Source organism: Shewanella sp. SM21 (assembly GCF_025654335.1).
GTDB classification, from domain to species: domain Bacteria; phylum Pseudomonadota; class Gammaproteobacteria; order Enterobacterales; family Shewanellaceae; genus Shewanella; species Shewanella oncorhynchi.
In genome coordinates, this window is the sequence record NZ_JAKKRL010000015.1 from 84,657 (window position 1) to 108,244 (window position 23,588).

Sequence of the window (23,588 nt, forward strand, 5' to 3'; positions counted from 1 at the left end):
TTATGAACATACAGGGTTAACTGCCATCAAAGGCGAGCTAACCTTTGCAAGTGATATCAATCCCTTTGGGGCTTTTGAGTTATAAATTACACAAACCCCATACGTTATGAACAATAACCAATATGGGATATCAATATGTACTCACGTCACACCTCAAACACTAACCTTACCGTCATCAGCAATGGCCAATACCAAGGCCTCAATGTTTATCCTAGGCCACTAAGCGCTGAATACTTAAGCGCCATTCTACAGACCTTACAAGCTGCTCTGACTGAGCACCCTCGTACCTTTATGGTGCGGTTTGATTTGCATCTACCACAGCTCAATTTTCGTGACTCACCTATAGTTTATGATTCAACGGTAATCAGCAAATTCTTTAAATCTCTGAGTGCTAAAATCCAGCATGATAGGCTTATCAAGGGCCGTGAGGGTAAGCGGGTGCATCCTTGTACTCTGCGTTATATTTGGGCAAGGGAGCGAGCTGATGCCGATACAGACCATTACCATATCGCTATCTTCCTCAATAACGATGCCTATAACCATCTCGGTAATTACAATCGAAGTGGACAAAACCTGAGTACTAAGATTGTTGAAGCCTGGGCCAGTGCCTTGGGATTAGATGATTACAGCACTCGGCATTTAGTCCATTTTCCTGAGGATACGCCAGTTTATTATCTCAATCGTAATGCTCCGAATTATCCTCAAACCTTTGCGAGTGCTTTCTTCCGCTTGAGCTATTTTGCCAAGTTAGAGACCAAGCATTATGGCGATAGAACTCGCTCATTTGGCTGTAGCCGAGTGTAGGATTCTCATTAAGTCTGGCTGCTGGTTAGATTAAAATTAAGTTCTTAAACGTGTTGTTCTATCAGATAAAAATGCCCATTGTTTTCATTGGGCATTTTTTATTTTTAACATTACTTATTTTGCTTGAGTTTTACATGATGGACTGAGGTATTAATGAGCTAGCGAAGTCTCTTTTAAAGACGCGTTGATATCGTTCGTTGGAGAGGATAGTAAGCTATTGCGATGTGGTTGCTATTGTGTTTTTGTTTGGTTGCCAAGTTGTTTTGTTGTGTAATCATTTATTTCATGATTTATGGATTTCCCTGCATTTTGCAAGGGTTTTATTTGTTATTAGAATTTGCTTAATTGTTAATTGAAGTTGCATTGGTTTTTCATCGGGGTTACAACGCGTTATTGCTGTTTCAAATGGAGCTTGATGATGTATACCAATCCCCTCAAAACCCTATTATTTTTCCTCACACTCACCACCACTTTCTCTATTTTCGCCGATACCGAAACAGTGGCGTTAACAGGCGCTTTCCGTGTCAATGAGATGGGAGCTGCAACCTATTCTTTGCCTATAGAGGCTTCTGCTGGGCGAGGTGGAATGAAGCCCTCCGTGGCGATTTCTTATTCATCCTCTGGCGGGGACGGTTACTTAGGCTTAGGTTGGGGAGTGCAAGCGTCATCTGCGATAACTCGCTGCCCTAAAACCATTGAGCAAGATGGATTCCTTCAGGGCGTGCAATTAAAAGACACCGATAGTTTCTGTTTGGATGGACAGCGTTTAATGCTCGTGAGTGGCCAAAATGGCGTCGATGGCGCGCAGTACCGAAAAGAAATTGATGATGCCTCTGTCATTACCGTAGTAGGTCAGGCCAATGGCGGTGGCCCTGGTGCATTTAAGGTTGAGACCAAAGCTGGTGAGACATTTTATTTCGGCGATGCGTATACGCAAGCTGGCAAAAACTTCGTTACGGCTTCTAATACAAACAACCATGATGATTCATATCAAGTTGCGCTAAGTAATGGCAATGAGGTCATTCATTCTTGGAGCTTGAAAGCCATTGAAGACGTAGTTGGCAATTACATCAGCTTCCATTATGTTAAAAACAATGAAGAACAGTATTTATCCAGCATCGATTACTCGGGGCATGCTAACGGTGCATTACCCTATAAAAAGGTCAGCTTTGAATATACCGATCGCCCTTTTCCTAAAAAGGGCATCGTTTACGGCTCAGCCGTATCACAGACAAAGTTACTCAATAAAGTCTTTCTATCAACAGATAATCAAATTGAGCAAACGTATTACCTAACCTATAAACTAGCGACGTCATTGGCTGAGTTTAACTATCTCGATAGCATCCAAGCTTGTGTTGGAACGAATAAAGCGGATTGCACAAGTGTTATTCAGTTTGATTGGGAGCGGAGCAGTGCACCACAATCGCCGACCTATAGGCCTTACACAGGCATTCTTCCTGCAAAAAATCTAAACATTCCTTCTGGTGAGAATTTAACCGCCAATATTTTTGATATGGACGGTGACGGGCTGGCAGATATTGTTTATGTCAGAAGTGGTACTTGGTACAAGCGCTCTATTGCGTCAGGTGTTGAGACGCAAATGACAAGCATAGGTGCATCTCAACATGCTTATGCTCAAACTATCGATTTTGACGGCGACGGGCAACGCGACTTACTTGTCGCTGCAAGCAACACCTCTCCTTGGCAAGTACTCTCTTTCAAGCCGTCAGAAGAAAAGACCAGAGATTGTGAGCCTGATGGTCGTGGGGGGCAGCTTTGCATTGATAGCACACGTACAGTGCAATACACCCAAACATCTTTAGGGCGAACAGCGATTGGTTTGAACGGCAGTGCGATGGTCGCCGATGTGAATGGTGATGCCTTAGAGGATATCGTGTTTCTCGATGCAGGCCAGATTAAGTGGTACAAAAACTTGAGCGGCGGGAGTTTTGCTGCTGCGGAGAGTTTGTTTACGTTCCCAACAGGGAGTGATGCAAGTCCAGGTATACCGCGTATAAATCATACGGCAAAAGGCTTTGAATCAAGTGCACTGTTAGATGTCAACGGTGATGGTTTGACTGACCTCATTCTTAAAGTAAAGAAGACCGTTAGCTACTGCTCTACTGGGATGGGGCTTATTTATGATATTTCACAGTCCGAGTGTGTTGCAGATTTTAATGGTCGCTGGGGACAAAATATCACGGATAACTGGATACTTTATGTATCAACAGGTAGCGGGTATAAAGAACAGCAAATTATCACCATCACATCGGGGATGGATACCTTACGGGCAGCTGATTTTAATGGCGATGGGCTAACTGATATTGCCTATGTCAGTGGTAATCAGTGGTATATCCAATTATCGGATGGCACTGCGTTTCTACCATCAATCAATACAGGGATAACGACTGACGCAGATAAGAAGTTGAACACCTATTTTATTGATATTATGGGTAATGGTCGTGCTGATATTCTTGCTAAATCAGAGTCGCTCAAATCGACACTCTACATGTCTGAGCCAAGTTCAATCAGAGGTGTCTCATCTTGGAAAGCATCCGGGATAATAGACCATGTCATTAATGAACGTTTGTTCTTTGCAGATATTGATGGTGCAGGCAAATTGGACATCGTCGCTAACGCCGGCGGTTGGTTTCGCTACGCTCCCGTCTCGCCCAAATACAACAATACTATTAAAGCAATCACGGATGGCTTTGGGGTTAAAACCAGTATCAGCTATGCGTATTTAACTGAGCAAACGAACGGTCAAAGTAACGTCTATAAAACACAAACCTCAAGTAATCTGGACCACTCAAAGAATTTCTCCATTATTGCACCGCTACAAGTGGTTGCACTGGTGAGTACCCAAGCCAGTAGCACTGGAAGTGTCAGCGTCGCTTATGAGTATGGCGGTCTGTTGGTCAATCGTTTAGGTCGTGGTGTTGCGGGTTTTGAATTGCTCCGAACGATTGATAAACAGTCGGACATCATTACTGAAACCATGTATGACCAAGTATACCCACGTATAGGGCTGCCTATTGCGACCAAACAGAGTTATCAATCGCAAGCCCTGTCTGAGGCTAGAACGCAAGTTGATTTTGCCCGCGATAGCTTTGGTGTGTATCGGCAGACTAGTATGTCCAGTACTGATATTACTCGTCAGTACGGTACAGATGGTGTTGTGAGGGACTTAACCAAAGTTGAAACTCAAAATAGCTATGATGATGCGGGTAACATCGTCAACAGTGAAGTGGTTACTTATGACTTACAGGCTAATGTTGCGGTATCTACAGCTATCATTACAAATGAGTACGATGGTGCTGGGGGCGGCGCAAGTAAAGGGCGGTTAAGCCATTCGGTAGTAACAAAATCTCGCGCTGGTCAACGAGATAATGTCGCCGATATCACCAATGAGAGTCGTTTTACTTACTTTGATAACGGCTTAATCAAAGACTCTATTGTTTCGCCTAACGATAATCGTTACAAGGTCACGACTTCTGTCACCTATGACGCGTACGGTAATAAAACCTCAGAGTTGATTACCGCAGGTACTAAGGCTGATGGTTCAGAACCCCAAACACGAACCAATAGAAGTACCTATGATGTCAGAGGCCGTTATTTAAAAACTACCACTAATACGCTCGGTGATGCTGCAACCTATGTCTATAACGGAACTACAGCTGATAGCGTGACGGGACTGATTACAACAGTGACCCTAACGGATGTGAATAGTCGTACACTCACGAAAACCAGTGACAGATGGGGAAGACCCATCAGTGAGTTGACGCCTGACGGTGTGTTAATGCAATTCAGCTATCAGCGCTGTAGTGGTGGCGGGTGTGCACCGTTCTCTGATGGTTACCTGCTTACTACCAAATCAAAGCCGGGAACGCCAACTGAAAACGTTATTATCGATAAGTTTGGTCGGACGGTAGGTAATCAGCTCATTGGTTTTGATGGGACAGTGATTATCTCTGCGAAAGAATATGACGCGTATGGTCGTCCTGTTAAAGACTATGACCCCAGTTATGCTTCACTGTCTGTGTATTTCACAGAAGTAAGATATGACAAATTTGGCCGCGTAATTGCGCAAGTCAATCCTAATCATGGGGAAACATTAGTTGACTTTTTAGGCTTTGAAACATTAACAATTGACCCTCTAGAAAATCAAACATCCGTTGTGGTGGATGCCCTCGGACTTCAATCTGTGGTCACTGACTCATTGAGCAATCAATTAAACTTTGTCTATGACGCGTCAGGAAACCTATTGAAATCCTATGTGTCAGGTAATGGAACAGAAATTGTTAGGACACAGCTGATTTATGACGACTATGGCCGCAAAACTACTTCGATTGATTTAGATAAGGGTACTTGGAAATACACCTATAACGCCTTTGGTGAGCTACTCTCTCAGACGAATGCCAATAGTCAGTCTACCTTCTTTTACTATGATACGCTTGGGCGGCAAGTGCGCCAAACCGAGCCTGAAGGCACTTCTTGCTGGGTATATGGCACTAAAGCGGCTAAAAACGCGGGCTTGTTGGTTGCTGAAAAACGTTTTGACACCATTGTGAATGATTGTAGCGCTGCAGGTGCAGCCCATCAAAAGACCACGAGCTATGATGAATTGGGGAGATTAAAATCCACAACCACCACGATAGGTGCGTCGAGTTATACCTCAAGCGCCAACTACGATACCCTCGGGCGAGTGTCTGAACAAAGCTATCCTGAAAATCTGCTTACCGTTGTTAACCATTACAATGCGTCTGGTTACTTGTATAAACGTACCGACAAATCGACGGGTAAAGCCTATCAAACCATCGAGCAAATGAATGCGAAAGGGGGAGTTGAGAAGGTTATTTATGGTAATGGTACTGAGGAATTAACGGCTTATGATGCCGAGTCAGGTTGGGTGAGTGATATTCAGTTAAAAAATGCAGGGGGGATGCTGCATCATTTAGAGTACAAATTTGATAGTGTCGGTAACCTTTTTTATCGCAATCACCAACTAGCAGCTGCATCAACGGCCTTTGCTGAAACCTATAACTATGATGACCTGTATCGTCTTGATGAACGAACGATAAGTTTCCCACCTGGCGACATTATTTTACCAAGTGATTTTAAAGTCCCTAAAAGCACTCTTCAATATGATGATTTTGGAAATATTACTTCCAAAACAGGTGTAGGAACATATAGCTATGATGCGACTAACCCTTACCGGTTATTAGATATTTGTAAAGATGGCGGATGTGGTGCTCTTGAAACACTCGCGGCCAGTAAATCCTGTCCTGCAGGTTATGCACTTAATGCGGCTGGTACAACTTGTCAAAAGAGCGAAAACCAATCCGCATCGCTAAGTTACAACTATAGTTGCCCAAGCGGCTACAGCCTTTCAGGAACGACATGTTCGAAAACTGAAACGAAAGTGGCACAGGTTAAAACCGAACAAAGTTGCTCTCGAGGGGGAACCTTAAATACCGCTACGGGCAAGTGTTCTCGACGTTTTAGTTTTACAGGGTTAACTAAGCCATCTGGAGCAGGAGTTGTTTGTGATAACGGTGAACCTATGGGCGGTGGACGACGCCTTTGGGATTGCACCGAAACTTATCAATCAACCGCTAAGCAAGTATATAGTTGTGAAGCGGGTTGGACTGTCAGTGCTACTAACTGCACTCGTACCTTGTCTCAGGCCGCTACTCAAATACCAGTCTATTCCTGTCCTGCAGGTTGGTCTGTAGCAGGGACCTCTTGCAATCGTACACTCACCGCTTCTATCACCTACAGTTGTCCTGCGGCTTGGACCCAAAATGGTGCGCAGTGCAGTCGTTTGCGTCAAGCCAGCTACGCCATGACCTATGATAAAAACGGCAATATACGTTCTGACGGCACACGTACATTCACTTACAGTTCCTACGATTTAGTAAATAATATCACTAAAGGTAACGAATCCAGTAGTTTCAAGTACGATGCTTCAAGACAGCGTTATGAACGCTATGATGTCAAATTGGAAGACGGGGTTTTAGCCTACTACACCACCTATTATGTCGATGGTGCTTATGAAAAAGTAGTGCGTACCGGCGGTGGTAAAGCTGCGCTCACCGAGCAAAAACTGTATGTAGGTAATTTGGTGATTACCAAACGAAGTAACAATAGCACGGATAGCTTCTTGTATTTGCATAAAGACCATCAAGGGTCTACTACGACCATTACGGATGCTGTTGGCAACAGTGTTCAGCAGTTTGTTTATGACCCTTGGGGTAAACAAACCGCAGTATTTGATACTGGGTTATTGGCCAACTATACCACGCCAGCCACCACTAAAGGTTATACGGGCCAAGAGCATATTAGCCATTTGGATTTAATCCATATGAATGGTCGTATCTATGACGCGACAATTGGGCGCTTTATGCAGGCAGACTCATTTATCCAAGCGCCAAGCGATACGCAAAGTTATAATCGCTATAGCTACGTGAAAAATAACCCCATGAGCTATACCGACCCCAGTGGATATTTTTTTAAGAAGTTATTTAAGGCTATTGCTGATATACCAATTTTAAACGCCGTAGTTACAGTTGTCCTCGCAGTATATTGTCAGGCATGTTTAGTCGCGTATAACACGTTATCTACTTTTGCTTTAACTGGTAGCCTTAAATCTGCTCTGGCTGCAGGTGTATCAACTGCTATGATGCCTGGTGGTGGTGGTACAGCTAATGTTATCTCAAGTGCTGCGATCGGAGGCGTAACATCTCTTATCCAAGGTGGTAAGTTTGGACATGGTTTTGTGTCTGCAGGGTTAGGCGCTGCTGTTGGTGGTATTGCCAAAGGAATGTCAAATACTGTCTCAAAAATTGTTGTCGGAGGGGTTGTTGGCGGGACACTGTCTAAAGTCTCTGGAGGCAAATTTGCTAACGGTGCGTTTTCAGGCGCATTTGCAGCTGCTTTGTCTTCTTCATCTGAAGCAGTCGATAGTGAAGTTCAGGGAGATATGGAAATGGCTGAAAAGATCTACGATGACGGCGATGGCTCAAAGGTTGGTGATATTGTTGCGGGTCATAAATTGGCTGAAATCCATGATAACAAAGATAGTGGATTTAGAGCGGGTGTTTTTATTGATTCAGCGGGAAATGCGGTTGTAAGTTTTGCAGGAACAGATTCTTCGAGCTTTGGCGGCTTTTTAAGTGATATGAAAGCAAACCTATTACAATCATTTGGTTTTGAGTCTGCGCAATACTCTAGTGCAAAGCAGTTAGCGATGGATGTAAGCCGAGAATATTCAAGCGTCCGATTCGTTGGCCATTCATTAGGCGGTGGTTTAGCAACAGCAGCAGCTTATACTACTGGTGGGCGCGCAACCGTATTTAATGCGGCGGGAGTACATGCAAATACCATTCGTGGCAGTGGCTATTCACCGATAATCACCCATTACTACAGTGGTTATGATGGCATTCAAGTCCTTAACTCACTCTCACCAATCAGCGTGCCTGGCCGCCAGGTCAATTTAGGCCATGCAGGTGCTCATGGAATGGGGTCAATGTGTACACGAGCTGGAGCAAATCCATGTTAAACAAAATTATCTATTATTTTATGCTGTTTTGCTCATTAAGTGCTTGTGCTTCTGATCCACGTTTTCAGGCCTTGGAAGACGCCGAAAAAGCACATAATAAGAAACAGCGAGAAACTTCTTTAGTGCTAATGGATTTGGATGAGATATTCCCTGATCCTCAAGTTCGAGCATTGGCGAAAGCGGCAGGAAGAGGCGATATCAAAAAAATCCGTGAGTTAGTGGCAAATGGAGTCGATGTCAATGCTCAGGGTAGATCTACAGGCACGCCCCTGTTTTGGGCAATTTATAAGGGTAACCTTGAGGGCTTTGAAGAATTACTAAAACAAGGCGCCACACCCAATGTCAAACTTGAGGGCTCTAGTACAGTGATGCATTGGGCGACCAGAAATAAAGATAGTCGCTTTTTACAGTTGGCATTAGCCTATGGTGGCGATCCAAATCTTAAAGGAGGAATGTTTGATGCCCCACCTATTGAGGAAACCGTTGAGTTAGGCGGAAAAACGATACCCAGGAATTATTATCTGCTCATTGAAGCTGGCACAGATCTTAATATAAAAACAAACACAAACGCTACCCTATTAACTCAAGCAGCTGGTAGACGTCGATACGATATTGTTTTAGATCTATTAAATCGTGGCGCCGAGTTCCAAATGGTTAACCGGAGAGGCATCATTGTTTTATTTGATTGGTTAGCCGAGCATGAGCGGGTGATGGATAAAAATGAAGACGCCTATAAACAGAAGAAAAAAGTTGAACAGTGGTTACAAGACAGAAATATTGACTTCAGCATAATCACTCCAGGCTCAAAGGGGAATTCTGGCTAATAGTGTCCGAGGATTTTTTGAGTGCTAAAGCCAAGGCGTTAACCGTGTATTTTTATCTACTCAGTAAAGCCCATTAAGTCGCTTGGTGTTGATTCGGTTGATGTATTGGCTAAATTAGTTTTGAGATGATATGGGTAAGAGTGGAAGGAATGAGTTATGAAGTATTTGTTACTGCTTATCAGTCTTTGCTTGTGTAGCTGCACTTCCACCACTCTGGAGGTGGCCAGTGTCCCTTCAATCAAGCCGTGGGATTCTGTTCCAGATACGAGAGAGTATATACAGAACGAGAGTCTTGATAAGTACATTGAGTTTTCTAGCGTCCATCTCTCATTGTTGTTGACCAATTACGAAACCAAGTACAGGGGTAATGCCATACTGGGTATAGAGATGAACCGTTGGCCCGATAGTCAATTTAATGATGATGAAATTATACTCGCATTGGGGGTAAAACCCTTGAAATTGAATGTTGAGTTAATAGCAAACAATATCGTACTAATCATGAAAGTTAATGGTGTTGAACAGCATTTCAAACCATATAGGGTGATGAAATTTAAAGACTATGATCCTATCTTTTGTGGTTCTGATTATTCTTTAGGTGCTGGATGGGGTACTCGCAGTATAGACATTGCCGATAAAAATGAGAGTTTACGGCTCGGCAGTGAATTTGTAGATAACTGTTATAACCTGTACTTTAAATTCCCTGAAAAGGTCAAAGATGTAGATTTTGCTCTCGATTTTACAGGCACCCTTCTACCGCTGGATAATCATCAAGTCATCTATTTTCATAAAAAACTGATTAAGTGGAGATCATCAAACTAAACTGACAGGGTTGTTGATTTAGCTGCGGCTTTTTACCTATAGGAGGCTGGCTAACGGGCTAAGCTCCTTAGTGAAAGTATGCTTGTTAGTAAAAATAAAAGTGTCATGAGCCTTGAGGTTAACTAAGTTCACTCAGTGAAGCTAAAAAACGATAGCGGCTTGAGGGCCGCTTCGTTGTTCAAGAGTTGACTCCAATACTTATGACCTTAACCAATACCATGTATCGGCTATCAGCTCAGCACCAGCTTTTACGCCATTGATGCCCACTTCTGCTGTCGTCAACACGGTGTTTAAGCCAGTTTCTATACTGCCGGTGACGAGTTTTATCCCAGCATCGGCTATCTCTCCTTGGCTTAAGCAAGTATAAGTTTCACCTATAGTTTGGCTGGTGCCTTTTAGTAGGCATTCGGCAGGTTTAGCGACAAGATCTCCAGGTGTCCCCAGCAGCGTGTTGACGTTATCGGGTAGCCCTAGGTATTCGCCGGTCATCTTAGCGGCGGTAGAGGCTAATACGACGTTTGCGACAGTCCCCGTTGCCAGCTTTGAAGCAGAGATCCCCAGTAAGCCTGCTCTGGCTGAGCCTTGCAGCGCAATGTGGGTAAGATTACTCACCTGATTGGAGGTGCTACTCCCTTCTAAGCATTCATTGACGAACTGTTCGCAATTATTGGTGGCAACGCTGTATGAGGTGTTACCCAGCTGATTGCGTGCAAGCTCAATAGCTTGGTGAGGAAACAGGCTGGACTTTTTCACTCTGATCTTATGGCCACCAGCAAATTGCTGCAGATCGATTTCTTCGATGATGCCCTGCTTAGATAAGTGAATCACATTTCCTTGGCCAACATAGAGGCCATGGTGTTCGGTTAAACCAAGAGGATCGATGTTGGTGACCAGATGATCACCTGGATGAAATTTATACATGGTATGTACTCCAAGAAAAACAACGCAGATACCCCTAGGTCGCATCTGCTAATGGGTTGAATAGGGCGTGCTGATTGACCTCAGATTTCCAGCTCGACAAAGTCTTTATCGATTTGCTGTTGAGTAATGCCGATATAACGCAGGGTGACCGCTTCCGATTGATGCCGCAGCATGCGCATCACCCGGCCAATGTCTTTGCAAGCTTGGTACAGGAGATAGCCGCGGGTTTTACGCATCGAGTGGGTGCCTAGGGCTAACTTGATATCATTACCGACAAAGGCAAACACTTTGGCGACGGCGCGCCGTGTCAGCGGTTTGGCGGGGGCCTGCCGGTCTTTTGCTTGGCTCGACCGGTATGATTGGAACAGGTAGATATGCTCGGGGTGACGCTGGTGGATCGCCTCAATCAACGCCAGCGTCTTCGGATTGAGTTTGATGCTGGCGCGTTTACCGGTCTTCTGCTCGATGATATTTAAGCGATCGCCGTCGATATCGCTGAACTTGATGGCCAGTAAGTCAGAGATCCTAAGGGCTAGGTTAAGGCCGATATTCCAGACATCGGCCATCTGCTCACCAAAGTGACGTTCGAGCAGGTAACTGATAAGCTTGATGGTGTCGCGGTTCTTGACCGCTTCGACTTCGTTCATGCTTGGTTCCCTCAATTGGCTATGTGATGATTGTGGGCACCAGCACATTGCAAACCCGCATCGGGCCTGCGTTGCTTGGTTCCCAAAATACCTTTGTGGGCACCAAGTTCAGTCGGCACTGACTTGAACCTGATAGACTTCCATCTCCACGTAGTTACAGAAGTTCTCCAGCAGCAACCTCACCAAGCTGTCGGCTTGCTCGATGTAACAGCGGCCAAAGAAGCTGTTGTAGACCTGCTTCTCCTGAAACAGTACTTCCATTTCTTTCTCAAGCTCAGGGAAGGGCCCGCCGCAGTAAGCAAAGTCGGTGAAGTAATTGAGATACCAGCAATCCCCCTGGCGGTAGAGGTTGATCTCCACTGGGTGATAACCACCTCTCTCCGCACTGTAGTCGGGATCGCGGTAGTTCAGGGTGACGATGTTGAGACTCGGGTTATTGAGTGCGGCCAGTTGCCGTTCTAACAATTCATAAAAAGGCTCTGGCAGTGGCAGGATGGTTTCGTGGTGTATTTTCATGGTGGACTCCAAAAACAAAAAGCCCGCTAATGACGGGCGTTGCAGGCGGGGTAGATTGTTGTTAACGACAGAGGCTTGACGTAATCACTTAGGGTAACAAGGGCGCGGGTGTGATGTGCTTGGCCCGTTGATTGCGATAGAGCAGAAACAGGTAGATAGGCTTAGGATGCTCGCGTGAAATGACGGCGAGGCGGGTTAATCCAAGCTCACTTCTACTTGATAGACTTCCATCTGGTAGTAACTGACAAAGTTATCGCTGAACAACTTAATCAGCCCCTGTGATTCCCGCTCCCCAATCCAGCCGCTAAACAGGCTATAGACTTGTTTGCTGTTAAAGCAGATATCGATGTCTTTAACCAGTTCAGGGAAGGGATGACCGCGAAAAGCAAAGTCGGTGACGTAGACTAAACGCCAGTGATCTTGCTGTTTCTCAAGCCGGACTTCGACGGGATGAAAGCCACCATCTTCGGCGTTGTAATCTGGATCGCGAAAATTAAGGGTGATGGCGTTGGCGTCTTTTGGTGTGACTTCAGCCAGTTCCTTTTCAATCACTTGATAAAAACGATCTGGCATCGCTGGCAGTTGATTACGTTTGATAGTTAATGTCATGAAATATTCCTTATTTAAAAACGGGCATAAGCAAGAGCCAAGGCGTTACTGCGCCTTGGCTCTTGCTGTCTATGCGGCTGGGTTAATAAAACGGGGGGTGGCTAAGCGGTTTAATGTGAGTCGCTAAGGGCTACTTGCTAAGGCTTTTGAGCTGGGAGATTAAAGTTTGGTGGTTATGTTTAACGGATTAGTACTGGCTTACCATAATGAACGGGTTATCGAGTGAGGGCGAGGTTGCTGGTGGTCAGTGGTTTATCTTCGGTTTGATAAATCGCAATATACAAATAGCCGTGACTGCCTAAGGTATCTGCTTCACAGATAAAGCCAGCGTGCTCAATGGTGACGCAGTGCTGCTCAGTGGCATCAATCTCGCCGGTGGCCACCAGCCGTTCAAGCTGTTTAACCATGGTCGGAAAGGCATCGACAAATTGTTGTTTAATTGCTGGTGGAAATTCACCGACAAAGCTTGAACGGTCATGGAGATAATCCAAGTGCAGACCACGTAAAATCAGCCTTGCACCAAAGCGGGGAGACACTTTACGGGGTAAGCCCCAAGCGTGCTCGATATCAAAAAGTTTTAGCGTTGTCATAGTGACCTCAATGGTTGAAAAGAACTTTAGGGAGTAGGGTACTCGATAGCTGACTAGCGAGAGCAGTGATAAATACCTGTGCTAGTTAGAGCGGTTAATACAGCCGACTAGTGGAGTGGGTGATGACATGTAACGGTCTTTAGGTGTGTACGCTCCAATTCGGTTGCTCGTTGCTGCCATGGTTGAAGTACACCCCGTTGATCACACGCTGCCATTCACCTGTTGGCACACCATAACTGTCACAGGGGCAAACATAGCGGCAAAAGCTGATCCTCCTTGGGCAAGTGCTCAACCACATCACGGTGAAAAACAAATAATACGGTTTTATGTAGCTCGCGGTGTGGTGCAACGACTGGCTTGCCAATCACTTGGCCCATGGCATTGAGCGGCCGCACAAACATCGGCAAAATCAGCTCAACTGTTAATCGGTTACGCAGTTCGGGAAACGCGGCGCAGGCTTCGGCGACACAGGCCTGAGAAAAGCTGTCGGTAAATTCAATCATGATGGACTCCTTGATTTGGCGTGGCAGGTTTAAACGCTGGCTTAAAGTAAGCCGCGCTCAGCAAAGGACACCGGTGTACGACCAACCACAATATGGTCAAGTACACGCACATCAATAAGTCCAAGTGCATCGGTTAGTCGTTTAGTGATGTGCTTATCTGCCGTTGACGGTTCCGACTCGCCGGAGGGATGGTTGTGGGCAAAGATCACCGCTGCGGCATTGACGGCTAACACAGCTTTTACCACCTCTCGTGGATAAACACTGGCGGCATCTAAAGTGCCAAAGAACAACTCTTTAAACTCGAGTAATTGATGCTGATTATCGAGTAGCATCACTGCAAATACCTCCCGCTCATAACCGCCGAGTTTGTAAGTTAAAAAATCCTTAGTGGCTTGAGGGTTGGTATAGGCGTCCTTCTTCACATAGCGCTCGGCAATGATATTGGCGGCAGAGGCGAGGACCTCATCGGCAGTTTGCGGCCACTGAGTCACATGCTTGTCGGTGGTTTCGTGTAGAGCAGCTTTTGTGTGCATCGCTTTTGTTGACATATCTGGCTCCTTGAAAGCGTTAATGGGCTTATGCAAAGGAGTGATATATATCTGAAAAGATTTGGAAATAGATAAAAAGTTAAAAATTACTAGAAGGACATATGTGATGAGACAATAACCGAGAAACTCATCATGAAACTAATTCGCCTTACTAAAGTTATGGATTACACAGGTCTAGCACGCTCCACTATCTACAAGTACATCGCAGAAGGAACATTTCCCAGACCGGTGTCACTCGGTAGCCGAGCTGCCGCTTGGGTAGAAAGTGAAGTGCAAGAATGGATTTTAACAAGAATAGAGGAGCGAGATGCCCAAAGTGCAACCGTTTAAGCCCATACCAACATCCGTTTTACAGTACATTAATTAACTTCAGGGTATCCCTTACAACCTCCCGTCTTCAAAGGCTAGGAGTGTCCTCCATTACTAGATTGAAATGCTTTTTCTTGGCTGAATCCCTCTATAAGTAAGCCTATGAGCAATAACTAAAAACAACCTAAATAAACCAAGGGAACGACCGAAAATAAGCTAGGGTAAGGACAAAATTCAGAGCTTGCTTAGTTACTATTGTAATAACACGATCTGCCTAACAGCCACTATGCATTAAGCACTGGAATGGCAAAGACTATTCAAACAGGGCACTAACTGACATATAGACAAGCACATCGCCCTCACCGGCATGCGCTTGTCTTGTCGCCCTGATGATCAACACAAGGTGTGGATGTTTTCACCCCTTAGTTCTTCGCCTTCAAAGCGTTTAACTCCAATTTTCAAACGACGAAGAGAACGTAGTTACATGGCCAAATTACCTGAAAAGAAAATCTGCAAAGGCTTTGAAGAGACCCAAGGGATACCGCCAGACAGCTTATACACGGTCACTTTTCCACTCAAGGCAGTCTCACTTTGTAGTCGAACTGCAGCATGGATAGAAAGTGCAGTGAAAGAATCGATTTTGGAAAGGATAGGAGTAAGAGATTGTTAACTTAAAGAATTTGAATATGACCTAATAAGTTAAGTCTTAAATGAAATCAGTGATTAGGGATATCAGTTTAGAGATGATTTAGTTGCTAAATATGACGTAGGTGTCACAACAACGTTATGGTGAGTAAGCGTTTATGAATGTAGTATGTATTTGAAACGGAGAGCATACTAAGGTTTTTTATGGATGATTTTTCACCTTCTGATTTAAAAACAATTCTACACTCAAAGCGCGCCAATATGTATTACTTGGAATATTGCCGTGTGATGCAAAAAGATGGCCGCGTGCTTTATTTAACAGAGGCAAAAAACGAAAACCAATATTTCAATATTCCCATCGCTAACACCACAGTTTTGTTATTGGGCAATGGCACTTCTATTACCCAAGCAGCCATGCGTATGCTGGCACAAGCAGGCGTTTTAGTTGGATTCTGTGGCGGTGGTGGTACTCCCCTTTATATGACCTGCGAAGTGGAATGGTTCACACCACAAAGTGAATATCGGCCCACTGAATATTTACATGGTTGGATGCAGTTTTGGTTCGATGATGAAAAACGATTATTCGCCGCTAAGGCCTTCCAGCAAGCCCGCATTCAATTTATAGAGCAAGTGTGGCAGAGGGATCGCGAACTCAAAACGGAAGGTTTTATCTTTAAGGATCCTGCAATCCAAGCCGCGCTCGAGTTTTTTTATGCCCGCACTGAGGCGGCAACTAAACAGTCGGACCTGCTACTGACCGAAGCCCAGTTAACCAAAGTGCTGTACAAGCACGCCGCCAATAATACCCAACTCAAAGATTTTACCCGACAACACCAAAGCACGGATGTCGCTAATGATTTTTTAAACCACGGCAATTATTTAGCCTATGGACTTGCAGCTAGTTGCCTCTGGGTGTTGGGCATTCCACATGGTTTTGCCGTGATGCACGGGAAAACTCGCCGCGGAGCATTAGTGTTCGATGTCGCTGATCTCATCAAAGACGCAATCGTATTACCCTGGGCATTCGTCTGCGCCAAAGAAAAGGCCAGCGAACAAGAGTTTCGCCAACAAGTGTTACAAGCCTTTACCGACCATAATGCCTTAGATTTTATGTTCAATACGGTGAAAGGCATTGCACTGCAGGAAGAAAAATAGAACTGGCATAAATGCCAGTTCATAAGCAGCCTGTACGGCTGTGTACATGATCTAAGTAATCTTCTGAGCTACCTATTCGGTAGTTCAGGCATTCTACTATATAAAAAACTAAAGGATAAATTTATATTTTATTATAATCTATGTAATGGTTGATCTGTTTTGTTTTGCTGTATATTATTCCATCACTAACATGGGTCGGGGATGGTGATGACAATCATTTTGGCGTTGATACTGAGATATATAATAATGGTAAAGAAGCTTATATCAAAGTTTATCTCTTTGATATTCAAGCCACAAAATATAAGTGTTTTAATAATGATAACAAGACTTATAAATGAACTGAAAAAATTGTTTTTCTAAGCAAATTGCAGCCAAAGGCTTATAAGGTACAGCAGCTATGATGGTGACTTTTATCAGTCAGTGCGAGAAAAATGCCCTCAAAAAGACCCGCCGCGTGCTGGATGCTTTTGCTAACCGCATAGGCGATAACACTTGGCAAACCCTGATCACCGAAGATGGCCTGTTAACGGTTAAGAAAATGCTCAAACAAACTGCAAGTCGAAGTACTGCAGTGAGTTGCCACTGGATCCGCTCACGTTCTAGAACTCAGCTCTTGTGGATCGTGGGAAATCGATTGAAATTTAATGAACAAGGCATAGTGCCGGTGAATCGCACTCAGCTTAATTTGGAACATAAAGAATGGGAGCAGGGCTGGCATTTAAATGAAGTAATTGTCCTTGCGTCGAGTATTGCTGGATTATTTCATGATTTTGGAAAAGCGAATGATTTATTTCAGTTAAAGCTTAAAGGGTTAACTGAGTCTAGGGGGGAACCCTATCGGCATGAGTGGGTGTCCCTGCGATTATTTGAAGCCTTTGCTAATGGTTTAGCGGATAAGGATTGGCTGGAGAAATTGGCCAACATTGATAAAAACAGTATTGAAATAGAACAGCAGGTTTTGTCAAGGCTGTTTAAAGAAGACTCTGGATATCAGCGACCTTTTTATCAACTTGCACCATTTGCTAAATTGGTGGCTTGGTTGATTGTATCGCACCACCGACTTCCGCTCGCCCATGTAGGTAGCGTACATACAAAGGAAATAGACAGCTGGCTCTCTCATTGTTTTAGTTGCCATTGGAATTCAGCGAATGCAGAAAACATGACGGCAATAGATACGGATCTTATCAGGCAAAATTGGCAGTTTAGTCAAGGTACGCCACTCTTAAGTCGGCCTTGGCAGCATAAAGCCCGAAACTTATCCGAACGTGCGCTGAATTGTCCATTGATATTTACTGAACAAGTTTGGCTTGAGCAACGCTTTGTTGGACATATGGCGCGCTTGTCGTTGATGCTCGCCGATCATTATTATTCCTCTCTTCCCGCTGAAAAATCTAAAGTTCAGTGGCGAGATAAAACGTACAACGCCTTTGCTAATACTGATCATAATAGAGTGCCACAGGCGGGTAATGCGTTAAAGCAACAGCTTGATGAGCATAATATTGGTGTAGCGGTGAATGCCCAGCGCTTTGCACAAAACTTACCTGCTTTAAAATATACTTTACCAGCGATTGCCCAACATAAGTTATTTAGTCAGAACACGACAAACGGCAAGTATCGCTGGCAAGATAAGGCTTTTGCTCAAGCTAAGTTGATAGCTAAAGGCAGCGAGAGACAAGGTTTTTTCGGGGTCAATATGGCCTCAACCGGATGCGGGAAAACCATAGCCAATGCCCGCATTATGTATGGTTTAGCAGATGAACGAGAAGGTTGCCGTTTTTCAGTCGCACTAGGTTTACGAACACTTACCTTACAAACGGGTGATGCTTATCGGGATTTACTTAAACTTGGGGATGATGAGCTAGCGGTACTGATTGGTTCACAGGCCGTTAGCACCTTACATCAACTGAACAATGCAACACCGCAGCATAAGCAGATTGGTAGTGAGTCGGCAGAGGATCTTTTCGAACAATTATTTATTAGTTATCAAGGTCAAATTTATGATGGGCGGTTAAAGCATTGGCTTGCTGCGAGTCCTAAATTGGAGCAATTAGTGAGTGCGCCCATTTTGGTCAGCACCATTGATCATCTAATGCCTGCCACTGAAAGCTTGCGAGGAGGTAAACAAATTGCGCCTATGTTGCGATTACTCACCTCTGATTTAATTTTAGATGAGCCGGATGATTTTGGACTTGAGGACTTACCCGCACTATGCCGCTTAGTGAACTGGGCAGGCATGTTAGGTTCTAGAGTTTTACTGTCATCAGCGACATTGCCGCCATCGTTGATCAAAACACTATTTGATGCCTATCATGCTGGCCGCCAGCATTTTAATCAGGCGCATTTCGCCACGACCGAACAGCCTCCAATCTGGTGTGCTTGGTTTGATGAATATAAAAGTGAAACTTTAGAGATATCCAACTCAAGATCTTATATTGAGCAACATAAAATTTTTGTGAGTAAAAGAGTTAAAAAGCTCGCTTGCCAACAAGTCGTCCGTAGGGGAGAGCTGGTAAAGCTTGAATTAGCATCGCCAACCACCCTTGATGAGTGTGTTGCCGCCACGCTACACAGATGTCTACACCAGCTACATGATAAGCACCATGTTGTACATCCATCAGGGCGTAAGGTGTCTTTAGGTGTTGTGCGTATGGCTAATATTAATCCAATGATCGCTGTTGCTAAGTTACTGATTAACATGTCACCGCAAGCCGATTACAGTATCCATTACTGTGTTTACCATTCGCAGTTTCCATTAGCACATCGCTCTTACAAAGAAAGTCGCCTCGATAACGCCTTATCACGTCACGATGAAGCCAATTTGTGGCGCCAGCCTGAAATTCAGCAGGCATTATCAATGACCAATACTTCGAATAATATTTTCATCGTATTAGGCACTTCAGTCGTTGAAGTGGGGCGCGATCATGACTATGACTGGGCGATTGCTGAACCTAGTTCATTGCGAGCTTTAATCCAACTTGCAGGACGTATTCAACGTCATCGTCAGCAGGTACCTAAGACGGCTAATTTATTAGTTTTAAATAAAAATATTCGGGCACTAAAAAATGAGCATCCAGCGTACTGTAAGCCAGGGTTTGAAAGTGCCGCTTTACCCTTACTACAACATGATTTAACCCAATTACTGACTACTGAACTCGATGCCATTTCGGCAATTCCAAGAATTATGGAGCCTGTGCCCAGTGCTAATGGCAGTGAATTTCAATATAGCGATCTGCACAAAAAACAACATGCTCAGGCAGTAAACTCCTTTTGGGGGCAGGAACATCGTGCTTTGCAACTGGCGTTAGGACCTGTTGGCAAAGACAAAGCTGGAGTCATTTTTTATCGCAGTTATAAAGAGGCCAATCTTTGGTGGAAGCATGATGTTGCTTGGAGTGGGGAGTTTATTCGCCAAACCGCATTTCGCCAATCGCAACCCCAAGAGGCATTTTTATTGCGATTACCAAAAGATGAAATATTAACCTGGTGTCAATTAGATATCACACATAAACCCTATCAATATCCCACGTTAAACCATCGTTTTAACTCTGAAATAGTCCCGTTAGCTAAAGGATGTTTCTGGTGGTTTAAACCATCGACCGAACAAATATATCAAGACTTGGCTGACTTACTGGACAGTTCGATCACTAAAGTGAGTGAGCAATTTGGTGAGATTAACCTTCGAATGGCAAATAAAGATCAACCCGCCCTAGTGTGGGCATGGCACGAACAACTTGGTGTGTACGAATGTAAAGACAATAAGGACAGCCCATGGAATTAACTTTAAGCGATGCGCTTGCCGATTATATCGCTCAGCGTAAGCAAACCAAGCTTGAACCGCTACAAAAAGCTCGGGATAAGATACTTGAAAAAACACAGGATCCTATCGAAATAGCAACAGCAAATAGGGAATATGCTGAAGCTGCTGCACCGATTGAGGCGGATTTTAATCCGGTGAATTGGTTAACTGATGCTGCAAAACGCGCCAAACAGATTAGTCTAGCAACCCATGCGGCTAAATTTACCCACAGTGATGCTAAAGCCAGCAGTATATTGGTAACGGATATTGCGCCAGAATCGCAGACCTATCTGAACACGGCGAGTCTAGCGAATAAAGCGATAGATGCTGTCGGTAATGCGGCGGCACTTGATGTGGCAAAACTGCTGAAAATATCAGTCAATGGCGAAAGTCTCATCAAGCAGCTACAAGCTCAGCATGTTGATGCTTTAACTGCATTTACTCAAGATACTGAATTACTTAAAGAGTGGCAGCTTGGATTTGCTAGAGCATTGGCAGATGAAAAGCTAACGGGACATACCTTAACTAAGCAATTGTACTTTCCAGTATCAACGGCGCTTAATGGCGATGAATCACAACACTATCACTTACTGTGTCCCTTGTTTTCTTCATCCTTAGCCCATGAGTTATATCATCACGTCACATCAACTCGTTTTGGCGATGAGCCCAAAGCTATTAGAGAGGCGCGTAAAAAAGGTCATTACCACGCATCGCTCGAGAAGATATTCCCGGCAACAGCAGTGCAAAACTTTGGTGGCTCAAAACCACAAAATATCTCTCAACTTAATAGCGAGCGGTATGGACAAAGTTTCTTACTCAATTGCGCGCCACCGCATTATCAAGCTCAAAGCAAGCCGCCGCTCACGAGTGCCAGTATTTTTAGCCGCCAATTGCGGTTTAAAACCGCAGGTTTTATTCGCGAATTTAAAGCGTTTTTGGCTGGGGTAACCGCGCAAGAAAACAATTTTAAAGCGCGATATCAACGGGATTATGGTTTTGTGTTGCCAATTATCGATGTGCTACTTAATGAGGCCGCCATTATTCAAAATATGACGGAATTTGCAGGTTGGGCAACGTCGGCTGAGTGTCAATTAAAAACCGCTCACGGTCTTTGGCTCGATGTCGCCAACCCAGAACCGCGTTTTCAGCAGGAGCGTGCCAAAGGCGATTGGCAAGACATCATCGCCAACGATTTTGCGACTTGGTTATTGGCTCAGCTGCAAAATAAAGAACGATATGTGCTAGGTGATATTGAACATCAGTATGTTAAGAAATTATGTCTAGTGCAGCTTAAAACCTTTGAGCGTCATACACCTAAACATGGGGATGCATAGAATGTCGCAGTATTTATTAATTAAAAAACTCGATGTGCAAAATGCGAATGCCATTGCAGGGTTGACCTATGGGTTTCCGGCGATAACGAATTTTTTAGGTTTTGCCCATGCTTTATCACGCAAGTTATCTCGTGAGCTTGATGTGAGCTTAGGTGGCGTTTGCGTCGTTAGTCACAAAAACAGGGTGCATGCTCGCCAACCTAAAGGCTGGGGAGATTATGTTTTTGCCTTGACTCGTAATCCATTAACTCAACAAGGAAATACCGCACCAATCAATGAAGAAGGCCGCATGAACATGCAAGTTTCTTTATTGATCGAAATTAAGGGGTTAATTCAAGGCGATAATCAAACAGAGCAAATGCTCATAGACCAGATTAACGCTTTGTTACCTGCAATGAGGCTAGCGGGAGGGCAGATCGCTCAATACGGGCAAATTGAGATATTGAGCGACCACGAACAGCAGCAAAAAGCACTACGGCGTTTAATGCCGGGATTTATCTTAATCGATCGTAGCGATTACCTTGCGAGCCATGTTAATGGATTACAGCAAGAGGTCGTTCATGGTGCTAAGCCAAGCCTGTTTGATGCTTGGTGTGACTTTGCCACCCTAAATTATCAGGCAACTCGGTTAGATATGGAACCTGAAATAAGCGGACCATCAGATACCATCAAAGCGGATTGGCATTATGTGCCAAAGCCTCAAGCGGGTTATTTAGTCCCTATTGCAACAGGTTATTGTGCTATCTCGCCAGTATACGAAGCGGGGCAGGTTGCCAATGTGCGGGATAAGTCAGTCCCTGTTGCATTTGCCGAAACCGCTTATAGCGTAGGCGAATGGCTAAGTATTCATCGGTTAATTGATATTAGCGCGGGAATATGGCGCTACAGCTACCAACATCCTTGGTACTTAGCAAAGACAGAACCATTTCAAGTAGATATACCATCCATTGCAGATTTTGACGCTGCATTAACCTCATTTAATTTAGATGACTATTAATTAATAACGGAGCATTAATCATGGCAGATATCAAACTGAGTACACCATCAGTGTTAGCTTTTGAAGCAAAATTGCTTCCATCCGATGCCCTTATGTTTGCGGGTAATTGGGATGAAAATGTATGGCAACCTATCATAGTAGGAGAAAAAGCCGTAAGAGGAACGATTTCAAACCGATTAAAAGCCGCAACAGCAAACGATCCCGCAAAACTTGATGCCGAAGTCTCTAAGGCGAATTTACAAACGGTCGATATTGCTGCGCTTCCCCACCATACAGACACGCTAAAATTGGTGTTTACCCTACGCATCCTGAGTAATTTACATATACCGTCAACGTGTAACGATCCAGCCTATCAGGAAGCCTTAGCCGCAAAAGTGAAGCAATATCAAATTGAAACTCAATTTAGTGAACTGGCAAAACGCTATGCGCAGAATATCGCTAATGGCCGTTTTTTATGGCGCAACCGTGTTGGAGCACAAGCGGTAAAAATTGTCGTAACAGCCAATAATCAGCACTTTACCTTTGACAGTTATGATTTCAATCTACGTGATTTTGCCGATGATCAGCAGATAAACGAGCTGGCGAAAATAATTCAATTTGGCTTAATGGAAAAACACGCCCTGATTAAGATCGAGGCATACAGCCAACTTGGACAAGGCCAAGCGGTATTCCCTTCACAGGAATTGGTGATGGGCGGTGGTAAGGGAGATAAGAGTAAGTTCCTTTATCAACTTGATGGACAAGCGGCAATGCACTCGCAAAAAATCGGTAATGCATTGCGTACGATTGACACTTGGCACCCCGATTTTGAAGAAATTGGACCGATTGCGGTTGAACCCTACGGTTCTGTGACTAACCGCGGTGCGGCCTACCGTCAACCGAAAGAAAAAAACGATTTTTATAATTTGTTAGATGCTTGGATGCTCAAAGACAAGATCCCTAGCATTGAACAACAACACTATGTCATGGCCATGCTGATCCGTGGCGGTGTGTTTGGTGAATAAGGAGTT

16 protein-coding genes and 1 pseudogene are annotated in these 23,588 nt (G+C 44.3%); 10 read left to right on the forward strand and 7 right to left on the reverse strand.

Annotation, left to right across the window (positions count from 1 at the left end; translation table 11 throughout):
* Nucleotides 1-135 precede the first annotated feature (135 nt).
* From L5L94_RS18300 to L5L94_RS18315, 4 genes are all read left to right on the forward strand, one after another.
* Nucleotides 136-804: an inovirus Gp2 family protein gene (locus L5L94_RS18300; protein WP_263164427.1), complete on the forward strand. Its 669-nt coding sequence runs from the start codon at nt 136-138 to the stop codon at nt 802-804.
* Between the two features lie 418 nt (nt 805-1,222).
* Nucleotides 1,223-8,365 carry an FG-GAP-like repeat-containing protein gene (locus L5L94_RS18305; RefSeq protein ID WP_263164429.1) on the forward strand — a complete coding sequence of 2,381 codons (7,143 nt, stop codon included), beginning with the start codon at nt 1,223-1,225 and terminating at the stop codon, nt 8,363-8,365.
* Nucleotides 8,359-9,189 carry an ankyrin repeat domain-containing protein gene (locus L5L94_RS18310; RefSeq protein ID WP_263164431.1) on the forward strand — a complete coding sequence of 277 codons (831 nt, stop codon included), beginning with the start codon at nt 8,359-8,361 and terminating at the stop codon, nt 9,187-9,189. The genes L5L94_RS18305 and L5L94_RS18310 overlap by 7 nt, the downstream gene beginning before the upstream one ends.
* A gap of 156 nt (nt 9,190-9,345) precedes the next feature.
* Complete coding sequence (locus tag L5L94_RS18315) at nt 9,346-10,008, forward strand: hypothetical protein (RefSeq protein WP_263164433.1); 663 nt, start codon at nt 9,346-9,348, stop codon at nt 10,006-10,008.
* A gap of 198 nt (nt 10,009-10,206) precedes the next feature.
* Here the strand turns inward: L5L94_RS18315 and L5L94_RS18320 are convergent, their stop codons facing one another.
* From L5L94_RS18320 to radC, 7 genes and pseudogenes are all read right to left on the reverse strand, one after another.
* Nucleotides 10,207-10,929 (reverse strand): lecithin retinol acyltransferase family protein, encoded by a 723-nt coding sequence (locus L5L94_RS18320; protein WP_263164436.1) that lies wholly within the window; start codon nt 10,927-10,929, stop codon nt 10,207-10,209.
* 80 nt (nt 10,930-11,009) lie between these two features.
* On the reverse strand, nt 11,010-11,576 hold the full coding sequence (locus tag L5L94_RS18325; protein WP_263164437.1) for a site-specific integrase: 567 nt from the start codon (nt 11,574-11,576) through the stop codon (nt 11,010-11,012).
* Between the two features lie 108 nt (nt 11,577-11,684).
* Nucleotides 11,685-12,092, reverse strand: coding sequence for a DUF2787 domain-containing protein (locus L5L94_RS18330; RefSeq protein ID WP_263164438.1), 408 nt, complete (start codon nt 12,090-12,092; stop codon nt 11,685-11,687).
* A gap of 195 nt (nt 12,093-12,287) precedes the next feature.
* Entirely contained in the window at nt 12,288-12,701 is a 414-nt protein-coding gene (locus L5L94_RS18335) for a DUF2787 domain-containing protein (protein ID WP_263164440.1), read from the reverse strand.
* A gap of 215 nt (nt 12,702-12,916) precedes the next feature.
* A complete protein-coding gene (locus L5L94_RS18340; protein ID WP_263164442.1) occupies nt 12,917-13,291 on the reverse strand; it encodes a type IV toxin-antitoxin system YeeU family antitoxin in 375 nt (124 codons plus the stop codon).
* A gap of 139 nt (nt 13,292-13,430) precedes the next feature.
* Nucleotides 13,431-13,794 (reverse strand): annotated as a pseudogene (locus tag L5L94_RS18345) (hypothetical protein).
* 41 nt (nt 13,795-13,835) lie between these two features.
* Complete coding sequence (radC, locus tag L5L94_RS18350) at nt 13,836-14,342, reverse strand: RadC family protein (RefSeq protein ID WP_263164446.1); 507 nt, start codon at nt 14,340-14,342, stop codon at nt 13,836-13,838.
* 132 nt (nt 14,343-14,474) lie between these two features.
* On the opposite strand from radC, the gene L5L94_RS18355 reads away from it, so the two are divergent.
* From L5L94_RS18355 to csy3, 6 genes are all read left to right on the forward strand, one after another.
* The gene (locus L5L94_RS18355) at nt 14,475-14,672 is read left to right on the forward strand and encodes a helix-turn-helix transcriptional regulator (RefSeq protein ID WP_037459496.1); all 198 of its coding nucleotides are present in this window, start codon (nt 14,475-14,477) and stop codon (nt 14,670-14,672) included.
* An 828-nt stretch (nt 14,673-15,500) separates the two neighbouring features.
* Nucleotides 15,501-16,451 (forward strand): type I-F CRISPR-associated endonuclease Cas1f, encoded by a 951-nt coding sequence (gene cas1f, locus L5L94_RS18360; RefSeq protein ID WP_263164448.1) that lies wholly within the window; start codon nt 15,501-15,503, stop codon nt 16,449-16,451.
* Between the two features lie 397 nt (nt 16,452-16,848).
* Nucleotides 16,849-20,229 carry a type I-F CRISPR-associated helicase Cas3f gene (cas3f, locus tag L5L94_RS18365; protein WP_263164449.1) on the forward strand — a complete coding sequence of 1,127 codons (3,381 nt, stop codon included), beginning with the start codon at nt 16,849-16,851 and terminating at the stop codon, nt 20,227-20,229.
* The gene (gene csy1 / locus L5L94_RS18370) at nt 20,220-21,581 is read left to right on the forward strand and encodes a type I-F CRISPR-associated protein Csy1 (protein WP_263164450.1); all 1,362 of its coding nucleotides are present in this window, start codon (nt 20,220-20,222) and stop codon (nt 21,579-21,581) included. The genes cas3f and csy1 overlap by 10 nt, the downstream gene beginning before the upstream one ends.
* A 1-nt stretch (nt 21,582) precedes the next feature.
* A complete protein-coding gene (gene csy2, locus L5L94_RS18375) occupies nt 21,583-22,578 on the forward strand; it encodes a type I-F CRISPR-associated protein Csy2 (RefSeq protein WP_173243361.1) in 996 nt (331 codons plus the stop codon).
* 20 nt (nt 22,579-22,598) lie between these two features.
* Nucleotides 22,599-23,582 carry a type I-F CRISPR-associated protein Csy3 gene (gene csy3, locus L5L94_RS18380; RefSeq protein WP_263164451.1) on the forward strand — a complete coding sequence of 328 codons (984 nt, stop codon included), beginning with the start codon at nt 22,599-22,601 and terminating at the stop codon, nt 23,580-23,582.
* The last annotated feature ends 6 nt before the right edge of the window (nt 23,583-23,588 follow it).

Coding starts and splice junctions, on each gene's coding strand:
- L5L94_RS18300 (WP_263164427.1), top strand. CDS start 136: ATGTACTCACGTCACACCTCAAACACTAACCTTACCGTCATCAGCAAT.
- L5L94_RS18305 (WP_263164429.1), top strand. CDS start 1,223: ATGTATACCAATCCCCTCAAAACCCTATTATTTTTCCTCACACTCACC.
- L5L94_RS18310 (WP_263164431.1), top strand. CDS start 8,359: ATGTTAAACAAAATTATCTATTATTTTATGCTGTTTTGCTCATTAAGT.
- L5L94_RS18315 (WP_263164433.1), top strand. CDS start 9,346: ATGAAGTATTTGTTACTGCTTATCAGTCTTTGCTTGTGTAGCTGCACT.
- L5L94_RS18320 (WP_263164436.1), bottom strand. CDS start 10,929: ATGTATAAATTTCATCCAGGTGATCATCTGGTCACCAACATCGATCCT.
- L5L94_RS18325 (WP_263164437.1), bottom strand. CDS start 11,576: ATGAACGAAGTCGAAGCGGTCAAGAACCGCGACACCATCAAGCTTATC.
- L5L94_RS18330 (WP_263164438.1), bottom strand. CDS start 12,092: ATGAAAATACACCACGAAACCATCCTGCCACTGCCAGAGCCTTTTTAT.
- L5L94_RS18335 (WP_263164440.1), bottom strand. CDS start 12,701: ATGACATTAACTATCAAACGTAATCAACTGCCAGCGATGCCAGATCGT.
- L5L94_RS18340 (WP_263164442.1), bottom strand. CDS start 13,291: ATGACAACGCTAAAACTTTTTGATATCGAGCACGCTTGGGGCTTACCC.
- radC (WP_263164446.1), bottom strand. CDS start 14,342: ATGTCAACAAAAGCGATGCACACAAAAGCTGCTCTACACGAAACCACC.
- L5L94_RS18355 (WP_037459496.1), top strand. CDS start 14,475: ATGAAACTAATTCGCCTTACTAAAGTTATGGATTACACAGGTCTAGCA.
- cas1f (WP_263164448.1), top strand. CDS start 15,501: ATGGATGATTTTTCACCTTCTGATTTAAAAACAATTCTACACTCAAAG.
- cas3f (WP_263164449.1), top strand. CDS start 16,849: ATGATGGTGACTTTTATCAGTCAGTGCGAGAAAAATGCCCTCAAAAAG.
- csy1 (WP_263164450.1), top strand. CDS start 20,220: ATGGAATTAACTTTAAGCGATGCGCTTGCCGATTATATCGCTCAGCGT.
- csy2 (WP_173243361.1), top strand. CDS start 21,583: ATGTCGCAGTATTTATTAATTAAAAAACTCGATGTGCAAAATGCGAAT.
- csy3 (WP_263164451.1), top strand. CDS start 22,599: ATGGCAGATATCAAACTGAGTACACCATCAGTGTTAGCTTTTGAAGCA.